Source organism: Phormidium sp. CCY1219 (assembly GCF_055795085.1).
Map to the genome: position 1 here is coordinate 24,007 of NZ_JAYFEQ010000550.1, position 12,279 is coordinate 36,285.

The window sequence follows — 12,279 nt, forward strand, 5'->3', positions numbered from 1 at the left end:
CGGTTGTCCATTGTTATTGTGCCATGAAAGGGGGACGCGCGATCGCCAAATCCGCGAATCGACCGCTCATCAAACGCCTTTCTCGTGCTGACGCGCACTATACAATTGCCTCAAAACGCTTCGCCAACCAGGGTAAATGCCGCCCAATCTCTCGGATCGGGATGCTGTTGCATGGTGTCTAACATCGCCGATCGCAATGCAGAGGCTTTATCGGGAGTGTCTTGTAAGACGCGGTAAAAGGCACGCATCAAATCGGCGGTGGGGGCATCGGGGACGAACCACAGGGACACCACCACGCTGGGAACCCCGGCGGAAATAAACGATCGCGACAGTCCAATTACCCCATCCCCGGTAATTTTACCTCTGCCGGTGTTGCAAGCACTCAGCACCACTAACGAGGCGTTCAAGTTCATGGACAGGATTTCGTCGGAGGTGAGCAATCCGTCTTCCTGGGGGTCTGGCGTGAGTGCCAGAGCACCGGGAACCCCCAATCCGAGGTGTTTGAGTTCGTCTAGCAATCCGTGGGTGGCTAAATGAATAATATCTGCCCCGGACATCTGCTGTGCGATCGCGGATTCGGTAGCCGTCTCGCCGATTATCGGCGCAATATCGAGCAAAGACGAGATGGCGATCGCTTCTTCTTCCGCCCCCGGTAATGGACTCAGAGGCGTGGGCTGTTCTCCCAAGTTTATCGGAATGCTGGGCATTTTCGGATTTCCTACCACCAAAACCGATGCGGATTTTAACGGATTTTCCCCCTTTTCTCGGGTAAGTTCCCGGGCGACTTTATGGGTTAAATCAAGTACCTGAATCGACGGTGCAGTGAGAATGGTATGCTGTTCGATTAAATACCGCCCCGCTTCATCTTGCAACGCGGGAAAGGGCACTAAAAATAGAGAGCCTTGCGGAATGAAAATCACCCGCGCTTCTGGATTTTCTGGCAATAAATCCACAATCGGCTCGATTAATAATTGATAGCTTTGCTGCAATCTGGCGTTTTTGCTTCGCCCTAGGGGTTTTTCGGAATTCCCCGATCCATCTTTCACCTCGTCGCGGGTGTTTCCTACCCACTCGGAAAGTGCCGCCTGGGACGGATTTACTCCCCGACTTCTGCCAGTGGCGGCGGCAATTCGGGTACGGGATGCGGCATCTTCTAGGTCGAGTTCTAAGCCTTCCATTGTAATGGTGCGAAAGGCTATTTTTCCGTTGGGAGGAATCACCCAACACCACAGTTGATTCTCGCCGATCGCGTATTCCACTAAGGTGGCATTTTGTTGGGCGGCAATTTGCTTGATTTTCTTGATGCTGAGGGGGTCGGGGGGTTGAAATTCTTCTGGGTTGGCGGCGAGTCTGGAGGCGAGAAGTTCCACAAATGCCCGCGCCCGACTTCGTTCGGCAATTTCTAAGGCAAATTCGATGTTTTGTTCTTCGATGAGGATTTGTTGTAGCAGCCGATAGGTTTCGGTTTGGCTGTCGAATAGGGAAACTTTGTTGGCATCGCTCAATCCCGGTTTGAGGGATTCTAATACTTCGATCGCGGCGAATAGGTTTTCAATTGCTCTTTCCTTGTTTCCCGATTTTAACAGGGTTTCTCCCATGTGGGACAAGGTGATTTTTTCTCCCCAGCGATCGCCAATGTCTCGTTGGATTTCTAAGGCTTGCTGATAGGCATCTAGGGCGTCTCGATATCGGTTGAGGTCGGTGTATGCTTTACCTATGTCGCTGAGGGCATAGGCTTCTTCTCTTCGGTTGCCAATTTGACGGGCGATCTCCAGTTGTTCCTGATGAAGTTCTAGGGCGCGATTGGAGAGTCCTAATGCAGAGTAGGAAACTCCCAATCCACCCAGCGAAAAGGCAACGCCTGCGGGATAGTCTAGGGTTTTTCTGATGTCTAATGCTTGGTGATGAAAGGAGATCGCATCTAAGTTTTTGCCTAAATAATAAGAGGCCCATCCCATTCCGCCCAGACAAAAGGCTGACCCGGTGGCTCCCTCGATGTCTTGGAAAATTTTTAGGGCTTTTTCATACTCGGCGATCGCGCGATCGTATTCCCCGAGGGAAAAGAATGCCCACCCCAATGCATACAAGGAATACGCTTCGCCGTTGGGGTCTTCGGTTTCGGTTTGCAGGGTCAGCGCTGCGCGATGAAATTCCATCCCGGTTTGATAGTGGCCTAGGTAATAATGCGCCCAGCCTAAATTGCTCAGGGTACTGGCTTCCCCGGCGCGATCGCCGAGTTCCCGATACACCTTTAACGCGGATCGCAACAGTTCGATCGCGGCTTCGTATTTACTCGCCCCGATTTTTTCTTGCGCTTGTTGCAATAATTTATCCGCTGATTCTTGTTTCGCCGTTTCCGCCGTTTCCGCCACGGTTGGAGTGGCCAAAATGCTTTCCTGGGGCGGGAAAAATGCCGCGATCGGTGTCCCTCTGCCATTCACCCACAGGGCAACCAGAAAGGATAAAATTACACCCGTGATGAAGCCTCTTTTATGCCGTCTCATGGTCTGCTTCTGCCTCCGCCAGACCTTCGCATTATAGCAAAAATTTTGCCGATTATTTTATTTTTTACAAAATTTTACCCCAAGAGCTTTTCTGGCAATGCAGGAGGAGAGGTTCAAAATTAATTTGCATTGAGCTTGCAGTTTATACTTCTAGACGAGGCAGCAAAGTAGGTATTTTTCGGCACTTAAAACAAGCGGGGTAAAATAAACTCTGTGACCTGGTTCATCCAATGTAAAACATCTGCTTCGGCGGCGGATTCTGGGGGGGTGACGGCAAACAGCAGATAGTATTTTTCGCCGCTGTCGGTTTGGAGAAAGCTGCTATCAATATAGGTGTTGGAAAATAAAGCCACTCCGCATTTACTGAGCATTCTGCCGGATTGATGGGCGTATTTGCGTTCCACTTGGCTCAAAAATCGACAGTAATTATCGGCATAGTTAAATCCTTCTTCTTTGGGGGTGTGAGACATCACCTCGCGCAACCACTGTCGGTCGGATTCGGTGAGGCGGAAACGCTCTTCGGGGGAAAAATACTCCGGTTGCACCAGGCGAACTAACACCTCTAAAATGTCGCTGGCACTCGCACAATTGCCCGGTTGTTTGTCTCTTTCCCAACAGCTAAATTGAGTAACCACAGGTTGGGCATCCTGACGAATTAGGGTTTGATTGTCGCGAATTTCAAACGGGGGCGAATCCACTAAGGTACCGCGATCGAGCATCAATCGCGTGATGGTCAACTGTCGCAAGTTTTTCGCCTGCAAACTGCGGTTGAGTTGTTCGAATCCCAACCATAATATCAGTCGGTTGGTGGATTCATTGTCGGAAATTACCAGCATTTTTCGCAGGTCTTCTGCGATGGAATACCATTCACGTTTGCCGACAATTCGATATTCGGCATCCCGTTGGATGTCCAGGCGATTCAGTTTTTCTAGCACTAAGGCGGCGATCGCCACTTTTACCGTGGAAGCAGGGGGAAAAAATCCTTCGTCGCCAGGGTCTACCATGCCGTTTTGATTGCGATCGCCATAGATGGCATGATGGGCGTAATAGCGAAATTCAGCCGGATTTTGCGTTTCGTCTACTTTCAAAAATAACGCTTTGCCTTGCCATTGTTCCATCTGCGTTAAGTAATTTCCTTGTTGCAAAATATCGCCTAATGTGGTAAGGTCTGACGTCAAGCGACGCGACAGAGAAGTGTCGGGCAAGGTTCGATTGACCACCGCTTCCCTCTGGCGCGCTTTTGGGGTAAGTCTGGGCCTGGATTCCGCCGATATGCAAGCGCTGGAAATGGCGATGGGAAGCAAGAAAGCGATCGCAAATCGGAGAGGGGCAAAAAGCCAATTTAATTTGATTTGGGGCGCGAGTTTGGGGGCCATTATATCGCGGGGGAAAACAACGGTCGAAACAGCAGTGAATTTAAACCGAGCGATCGGGTTTATTCCGGGATGCTGAGGTCTTCTCTATGATAATAGAAAAGGCGATCGCATTTCTCTCGCATCGGCCAGGTTTTCTCCAATCAATCCTCCGCAGCGAATCGGGCGATCGCCGGGGTGGGTTGTCATTAGAAATGCGATCGCCTCCTTGATTGCTTAGCTTTCTGTTTCTGGGTTGAGGAGTTGCTGGAATTGCGCCACCGATGGAATTGCGATCGCCTGTCGATGAAGCTGTTTGAGCAAATCGATGTCTTCAATCTGATTCACAGAAGCCACCACTTCTGCTGGCACCTCGGCAAACCGAATTTGCAAAATTTCCAGCACATCCTCGCGGCGGGTTTGGAGAGTTCCTTGTTGACGGCCCTCTTCACGTCCTTGTTGACGGCCCTCTTCACGTCCTTGCTCAATTCCCTCCTCTTTTGCCATTTCTTCTATCTGACTCATAAAAGGCATTTCTCTTTCCTCCCGATAACGAATGATTTCGGTTTTTAATTCTTGTTCGAGTGACGTGGGTAGAGTCATCATGCGGTCGATAAACCGGAAGAGATTCACCACTTCCTCTCGATTATAACCCCGTTCAAACAGGGAGCGGATGAGGGTCCACTTCCACTGTTTTCGTTCCGCCATTTTGCCCGTGGTAGCTAGGGTTTTTAAATGCGCCCTCACCATCAGAGCAAAGGGGTTATCATCTGATTCTAACTCCTGCCACCGACTTTCATAGTCTAGCAGTTTGGCGATCGGGAATTTGAACTTGAACTCATACCCATCCAGGGTGTATAAAATTTCACAAGGTCGCCACGAGGGGTTATTGTCCCCTAAAACGCCCAAGCTGACGACCCATCGGTTATATCGATCCAAGGCACGGTAATTGTACCGATAGATGCGATCGGTAAAATCGCGATCGTACTGACTTTGCACTTCTACGTGAATCAGAATCCAGAGGGGGTCTCCCGCCCTCAGTTTGACTTCAAACAATTTATCGGGAAACTTGGTACCACGCTTGGATTTGCGCCCCAGTTCCATCAGTTCCTTGTCTAGAGAACGATAGGGTTGACTCCAGTCGATTTCGCGATGAAGGTTGGGAAAAAAGAAAAGGAGGAATTGTTCAAAATAGATAGAGAGGGCTTCTTTCCAAGGGCCATCGTAGTCTGCTTTGATTTCTTCACTGCTCATAATAATTGATTTTAAATGGTGGTATTGAATTCTACTACATCAGAGGGGTTTAGTTCAAGCCATCGTTAATAAGTATCTACAATTCTGTAGTGCGCGCCACCTGATGGGTGGAGGCTTTCAAATGTCAGGGGAATCGGTTAATCACCACCGACGGTGAATTGCATTCTCCAATTTCACGCCAGCGATCGCATTTATCTCGCACCTGGTGGGTTATGCTGAAAAGAATGACTTTGATGCAGACCCTATGACTTTCGCTGAAACCTCCCAAACTCCAGAGTCCAATCCGTTTTTAACCCTCAACTACGAACCCGCCCTGGAATCCTTGGGCGACGATTACTACGATCGCGTCCCGGCGGCGGAATTTCCCTTGCACGTTCTGCGCTGGCGCAATGACGAAGTGCTGCCCAAACTGGGATTAGACCCCAATGCGGTCGCCGACGACGACTTTATCGAAGCCTTCGGGCACTTTCGCGCAGTGCGACCTTTTCTCGCACTGCGCTACCACGGGTATCAGTTTGGCGAATACAACCCGCAATTAGGGGATGGGCGCGGTTTTCTGTACGGACAAGTGCGCGGAACTGATGGCAAACTCTACGATTTCGGCACCAAAGGAAGCGGAACCACCCCCTATTCCCGAACGGCGGACGGACGCTTGACGCTCAAAGGCGGAGTGCGCGAAGTGCTGGCGGGGGAAATGCTGCACCGCATGGGGGTGCGAACCTCTCGCTGTCTCAGTTTAATCGAAACCGGGCAACAATTGTGGCGCGGGGACGAACCTTCCCCCACTCGTTCTTCCGTGATGGTCCGCTTCAGCGAGTCTCACATCCGGTTTGGCACCTTTGAACGGTTGCATTATTTGGGTCGCAAGGATTTGATTAAAAAGCTGCTCGATTTTGTCATCGAACAGTATTATCCCCGGGTGCGATCGGCAGTTTCTCCACCGATTCCGCCGTTAACTCGCACGGAAACCACCCATCCGGAGGAAAAATATATCCGCTTCTATCACGAATTGGTGCAACGGGTGGCGAAGTTAACAGCCCAATGGATGGCGGCGGGTTTTTGTCATGCCGTCTTGAATACGGATAATATGTCGATTACCGGGGAAAGTTTCGACTACGGCCCCTATGCCTTTATCCCCACTTACGACCCGAAGTTTACCGCTGCCTATTTTGATTATTTCGGTCGCTACAGATACGGCAATCAGCCAACCATTTGCCGCTGGAATCTGCAAATGTTGCAGGTGCCCTTAAAGGCGGTTATTGACCAACATGAAATGGAAGCGGCGTTAGAGCATTTTTACGAGTATTACAATCACTATTATCGGCGAGTGATGCTGGCGAAGTTGGGTTTCGGGAAACAAGATGTGCCGGAAGAACCGGGGACGGAATTGGTCAAGTTGACCATTCAGCTTTTGAGCGAGTCGCAAGTTATTTATCCGGAGTTTTTCTGGCAGGTAAGGAAGCAGTTTTCTCGCCAGTGGTGGGAAGATGCCAGCAAAATTTTACCCGAAATGGAAGGGTCGGAACTGTTGCATCAATGGCGGGAATTATACGCTCATTTGCTACAGTTCGTGTCTACCGACAGTCTGGAAGACATGCAAAATCGCATGGCGCGATACAATCCAGAAACGGTGATATTGAGGCCGGAAATTGAAGCAATTTGGGAACCAATTGTGGTGGATGATAATTGGCAGCCGTTTTACGAGTTGTTAAAGCGGATAAAAGCTTAATTGACCTGGCCTACTTAATAGCAGATTCCGTAGGGTGGGCACTGCCCACCGAGCAATTTTCATTCAAAGCGAGGGTGCCTAGCAGGCACCCTTTCGTATCATTCCCGATCGCGTTCGATATCGCGAATCACCTTTTCCAAATACCATTGTTCGCCCATTGCCGGATGTTCTTCTCGGGCACTTTGCAGCAGTCGTTCGGCGAGTTCCCAATATCCGCCCACGAGTCGCAGCAGTCGCTTTCGCAGGAACTCTTGAGTCGGCGCGGGGGTGGCTTGGGGCGTGATAGATTGAATTTGTTTCAGACTCTCCATCGCTTGATTGTAGTTTTGCCAATCTTCACGATCGCAATAAATTTTCGCCGCCGTTTGATAATCCTCAATCGCCGCCTGCATCTCCTCTAATTTAGAATAAGCGAGCGCCCGATTAAAATACGCATCGGGACTGTCTTCGTTGATTTCTAAAGCATAATTGTAATCGTCCAGCGCCCCGAGATGATTCCCCATTGACCGATAGATGTTTCCTCGGATAACATACAAACTGGCATCTTCCGGATTCAATTCCAAGGCGCGATTCAAGTCAGCGATCGCCCCGTGATTGTCCGCAAGTTTTAAGCGTACTTGTCCGCGATGCCGATACGCCAGTGCATCTTTGGAATTCAATTTTATCGCTTGATTTAAGTCAGCGATCGCCCCTTGCAATTCCCCTTGTTTGCCCCGAATCATCCCGCGATGCCGATAGGCGATCGCATCTTGCGGATCTACGTCTAAAATCCAGTTTAAATCCTCGATAGCAGCGCGATACTCACCTTTCTCCGCTTTTTGCAAAATATCCACAAAAAATTCCTTCGGATCGCGCAAGGGTAAATTCTGCCGAGGTTCGGCGTTCACTGGCGGTGGCGCTGGGGGTTGAAGCTGTTTGATTTTATCGAGACACTGGCGACATTTTTCCGAATCTTGTCGTTCGAGATACAGTTCCGCCGCTCTTTTAAAATTGCCGATCGCCATTTCCGTATCTCCCATTTTCCGCCGAATACTACCGCGCAAATTGTACGCCGAAGCATAATCCGGGTTTAGATCGATCGCGCGATCGGCATCTTGCAGTGCCTCTGGCAATTCCCCCGCTGCTAAGCGCGCTAAACTGCGGGAAAAATAGGCAGAGATTGCATCCGCATCCCGTTCGATGGCGTGGGTATAATCTGCGATCGCCCCGGAGAAATCTCCCGCGTCAAACCGCGCCAAACCGCGCTGATAAAACGCTTTGCCAAAAGAGGGATTTTGCTCTATGGCTTGGGTAAACGCCGCGATCGCCCCCTGATAGTCTTTCTGGCGCGCTTTTTCCAATCCTCGCTCGTAAAATTCTTCCTCTTCCATTGCCCAATTCGCCGCTTTTTTCGGCGCTCCTTGATAGTCAACCCGATAATTTTAGCTCGCTTTCCCGATTTAGTGCGCCAGGTCGTCAATTGGAATTTAAGCAATGCCCAGCCGAAGCTTTTAGATATTAAGTATAAACCATTGCGGGGTGGGCAGTTCCAGAACAGATGCGCGATCGCCCCCTCTGAGAGTGGCGAGGCCCATCCTACCATCTGCAATTATTTTTGCCCGAGTACATATAAAAATCAAACCTTTACCAATGGCACCCCATCTCTTACAATACATTCCATCTATCAAACCGCGAGGGACAGTAAATCCTATGCTCGATCGCCCCTATACCACCGTAGTGCTCGCCATGAGTGCCGATGGCAAAATTTCCGATGCCCAGCGATCGCCCACCTTATTCGGGTCTGCCAACGATAAAGCGCACTTGGAACGACAAGTGGCGGCGGCGGATGCCGTGTTAGGCGGGGCCGGGAGTCTGCGCGTCGGGGGAACCGCAATGCGCGTCCGAGATTCGCAACTGATACAACACCGTCTTGACAACGGCAAACCCGCACAACCGATGCAGATTATCGCCTCTGCCAGCGGTAACATCGACCCCACCCTGCCATTTTTCCGGCAACCCATTCCCCGCTGGTTGCTCACCACCGCCACAGGCGCTCAACCCTGGCAGAACCAACCGGGATTTGAGAAAATTCTGATTTGCCACACTCACGCCGGCGCGATCGCCTGGGAAAGCGCATTGCAACAGATTGCCCAGGCGGGAATCGAACACTTAGCGGTACTCGGCGGCGGTCAATTGGTGGGATCGTTGGTAGCGGCGGGGGCGATCGACGAACTTTGGCTCACGGTTTGCCCCCTGCTAATTGGCGGAACCCAGGCCCCCACCCCGGTAGACGGAAGCGGATTTCCCCTCCAGATGGCGACGCGCTTGGAATTGTTAGAGGTCACACCGATAGAACAAGAGCTATTTTTGCACTATCGAGTGAGAAAAGACTGACAATTGACAATTGATAATATTAAAATTGCCAATTGTCGATTGTCAAGAATTTATGCAAGAATTCCGGAGATTGCATTACCCTAAAATTTGAACGCTCTACCCTCAACGTTTGGTAATGGTGGAAAAGCATAAGCCTCAAGTTTCGGTTGTCTGGATTAACAAAATCGCTGAAGTGCCCCAGTCGGAGTGGGATGCCCTGGCGCTGCCGTTGAAAACGCCATTTTTTGAATGGGATTGGTTGCACAATATGGAGAGTTCGGGGAGTGCCACCGCAAAAACGGGGTGGTTGCCGAATCACTTAACTGTGTGGCGAGACGGGCAGTTAATTGCGGCGGCCCCCATGTACTTGAAAGGGCATTCGCGGGGTGAATTTGTATTCGACCATCAGTGGGCCGATTTAGCCTATCGATTGGGAATCGAGTATTATCCCAAATTGCTGGGCATGAGTCCAGTTACGCCGGTGACGGGATATCGATTTTTAATTGCCCCGGGAGAAGATGAGGAAGAAATCACCGGGTTGATGATTCACGCGATCGATGAATTTTGCGATCGCAACCAAATTTCCTGCTGTAACTTTCTATATGTCGATCCGGAATGGCGATCGCTCATGGAACGCTTGGGTTATATCAGTTGGCTGCATCACAGTTATATCTGGCAAAACAAAGGCTTCAACACCTTTGACGATTATCTCGCCGTCTTTAACGCCAATCAGCGCCGCAACATCAAACGGGAACGCAAAGCAGTTGCCAAAGCCGGTATCGAAGTCAAAGCCCTGCACGGCGATGAAATTGCTCATGCATTGTTTCCCCGGATGTATCAATTTTATAGCGACCACTGCGATCGCTTCGGTTGGTGGGGCAGCAAATACCTAACCAAGCGTTTTTTCGAACAACTCTACCATAACTATCGCCATCGCATCGTACTCGTCGCCGCCTACGAAGAAGGCATGGATGCGAGACATCCGGTGGCCATGTCCTTTTGCGTCACCAAAGGCGATCGGCTTTACGGACGGTATTGGGGCTGCAATTACGACATTGACTGCCTGCACTTCGATGCCTGTTATTATACTCCGATTGAATGGGGAATCGCACATGAGATTCAAACCTTTGACCCCGGTGCAGGGGGACAGCACAAAAAACGTCGCGGCTTTCCCGCTACCCCAAATCACAGCCTGCACCGCTTCTATCATCAGCGCCTCAGTCAAATCCTGCGCCCTTATCTCAAGGAAGTTAACCTGATGGAACAAAGACAAATCGAAGCAATCAACGAAGGTGTGCCGTTCAAACAAACCATGCCCGAATTGAAAATGTAACTTTTACTCACTTTTGCCACTCGTTCCCAGCACGTGCTGGGAACGAGTCATTCGTCCCCGTAGGCGGACTTAACCTGCTAAGGGACGATTTCAATCCCCCGCGTTTTATTAGGATTGAGCGGCGGACTCGCAACATTCCCACGGTTGACCGACAGCGACGCGAGGTAAGCGATGTTTGAAGCCGCAGAGAATTTCCCAGGAAATGGTTCCTAAAGTTTCCGCCCAATCATCGGCGGAAATGCTATATTTGCCATCGTCGCCCAAGAGCGTCACCACTTCACCGGGTTCGAGATCCGGGAATCGGCTCACATCAATCATCATTTGATCCATCGTAATCGCGCCGATTTGTCGCACTTTGTGGCCTCGGAGGAGAACCTGCATTCGGTCCGAGAGGTTGCGCGGTACGCCGTCAGCGTAACCGATCCCGATGACAGCGATTCGCAGATCGCGATCGGCCATAAACCGATGTCCGTAGCTGACCCCGGTGCCGGCGGAGATGTCCTTCACGTGAGTTACTCTCGCTTTGACTTGCAGTGCGGGTTTCAAATCCACTCGCGATCGCAAATGGAGGGCTGGATACAATCCATAAAGTCCCAATCCCACCCGCACCATATCGTAATGCAATGCGCGATCGCTCAAAGTCGCCGCAGAATTGGCTAAATGCAGGCGCGGTAGCTCAATGCCCGCCCCTTGTATCAGCGCAATCGCACGTTCAAACCGTTCTTGTTGCAAGTGCATCATCGTCGGATCCGGACTATCCGCCGTGGCCAAATGAGAATAAACGCTCGCCAATTGCAAATGGGGCAACCGATGCACCAACTGTACGAATTGCGCCGCCGCTTGCCAAGGTGCCCCCAACCGGGACATGCCCGTATCCAGCTTTACGTGAACCGGAAGCGACAGATCCGCAGCGCTCAAGCTTTCCGAGAATACCAGTGCTTGCTTGGGAGTACACAGAGTCGGTTGCAAGCGCCAGCGTACCATTGCGCGAAGCTGTTCGGGGGTATAGGTTGCACCGAGAACCTGCACCGGCGCGGTAATTCCCGCTTCTCGCAGTTCGATGCCCTCGGGAATTGTGGCCACACCAAGCCATTGGGCACCTGCTTTTAAGGCGGTTTGCGCCACCGTCACCGCCCCGTGACCGTATGCATCGGCTTTAATCACCGCCATCAAGTCGGTATGGGGGGATAACAAATGCTTGATAGCGCGGATATTGTGGCCGATCGCCCCGAAATCCACCTCCACCCACGCGCGATCGCGCCGCATTGACGAAATACTCTGGCTTTCTTCCCAGCTCAGCATGTCCACTCACTCCTCAACAGTCTGATTCAATTTCAATTAAGCACTATAAACCCATGCCTCACTCCGGATTTTTCAATTCCCGAAAGCGATCGGCAGGAGTTTCCCCCCATCAGCCTGCGATCGTACCACAGGGCAATGCTCTCTCCATCCCGGGAGAAAAATCCGCACAGCCGGAAAATCTACCCCTCCGACAGCGGATTCACTGGCTTCCCCCCGGATTCCCCACTCCAAAAAAATTAACGATCGAAAATCAATAATCGAGAACTGCTCAGCCGGATATTCAGACAACCGGACCACACTCCCTCCCGGGGGGTTTCCCTCATTTCCACCGCAAACCCTAACCGGGCGCTAGCATCTGCAACACAGTTCGAGTCCCACACTGCGGCTCAAATTGCAGTAGCATAAAAACAGCGATCGCGAGTTTTTTCCATTATCTGGCGAGAAGCTCTTGAT

9 protein-coding genes are annotated in these 12,279 nt (G+C 51.0%); 4 read left to right on the forward strand and 5 right to left on the reverse strand.

The window, feature by feature from the left end; genetic code table 11:
- Positions 1 to 110 precede the first annotated feature (110 nt).
- The 3 genes from AC0QH1_RS15085 to AC0QH1_RS15095 all read right to left on the reverse strand — a co-directional run bounded on the left by AC0QH1_RS15085 (position 111) and on the right by AC0QH1_RS15095 (position 5,110).
- Positions 111 to 2,504 carry a CHAT domain-containing protein gene (locus AC0QH1_RS15085; protein ID WP_324632014.1) on the reverse strand — a complete coding sequence of 798 codons (2,394 nt, stop codon included), beginning with the start codon at positions 2,502 to 2,504 and terminating at the stop codon, positions 111 to 113.
- 185 nt (positions 2,505 to 2,689) lie between these two features.
- Complete coding sequence (locus tag AC0QH1_RS15090) at positions 2,690 to 3,724, reverse strand: serine hydrolase (protein WP_324632015.1); 1,035 nt, start codon at positions 3,722 to 3,724, stop codon at positions 2,690 to 2,692.
- Between the two features lie 369 nt (positions 3,725 to 4,093).
- Positions 4,094 to 5,110, reverse strand: a complete 1,017-nt coding sequence (locus tag AC0QH1_RS15095; protein ID WP_324632016.1) for an RpnC/YadD family protein — start codon at positions 5,108 to 5,110, stop codon at positions 4,094 to 4,096.
- Positions 5,111 to 5,354: 244 nt separating this feature from the next.
- Between AC0QH1_RS15095 and AC0QH1_RS15100 the strand changes: the two genes are divergently transcribed.
- The gene (locus AC0QH1_RS15100) at positions 5,355 to 6,839 is read left to right on the forward strand and encodes a protein adenylyltransferase SelO (RefSeq protein ID WP_324632017.1); all 1,485 of its coding nucleotides are present in this window, start codon (positions 5,355 to 5,357) and stop codon (positions 6,837 to 6,839) included.
- A gap of 98 nt (positions 6,840 to 6,937) precedes the next feature.
- Here AC0QH1_RS15100 and AC0QH1_RS15105 read toward each other — a convergent pair whose 3' ends face one another.
- Positions 6,938 to 8,209 (reverse strand): tetratricopeptide repeat protein, encoded by a 1,272-nt coding sequence (locus AC0QH1_RS15105; protein WP_324632019.1) that lies wholly within the window; start codon positions 8,207 to 8,209, stop codon positions 6,938 to 6,940.
- A 259-nt stretch (positions 8,210 to 8,468) separates the two neighbouring features.
- Here AC0QH1_RS15105 and AC0QH1_RS15110 point away from each other — a divergent pair, with 259 nt between their 5' ends.
- Complete coding sequence (locus AC0QH1_RS15110) at positions 8,469 to 9,212, forward strand: RibD family protein (protein WP_324632020.1); 744 nt, start codon at positions 8,469 to 8,471, stop codon at positions 9,210 to 9,212.
- Positions 9,213 to 9,327: 115 nt separating this feature from the next.
- Complete coding sequence (locus AC0QH1_RS15115; protein ID WP_324632021.1) at positions 9,328 to 10,524, forward strand: GNAT family N-acetyltransferase; 1,197 nt, start codon at positions 9,328 to 9,330, stop codon at positions 10,522 to 10,524.
- A 108-nt stretch (positions 10,525 to 10,632) separates the two neighbouring features.
- Here AC0QH1_RS15115 and alr read toward each other — a convergent pair whose 3' ends face one another.
- Positions 10,633 to 11,826 carry an alanine racemase gene (gene alr / locus AC0QH1_RS15120; RefSeq protein ID WP_324632022.1) on the reverse strand — a complete coding sequence of 398 codons (1,194 nt, stop codon included), beginning with the start codon at positions 11,824 to 11,826 and terminating at the stop codon, positions 10,633 to 10,635.
- Between the two features lie 53 nt (positions 11,827 to 11,879).
- Here alr and AC0QH1_RS15125 point away from each other — a divergent pair, with 53 nt between their 5' ends.
- Positions 11,880 to 12,083, forward strand: coding sequence for a hypothetical protein (locus AC0QH1_RS15125; RefSeq protein WP_324632023.1), 204 nt, complete (start codon positions 11,880 to 11,882; stop codon positions 12,081 to 12,083).
- Positions 12,084 to 12,279 lie beyond the last annotated feature (196 nt).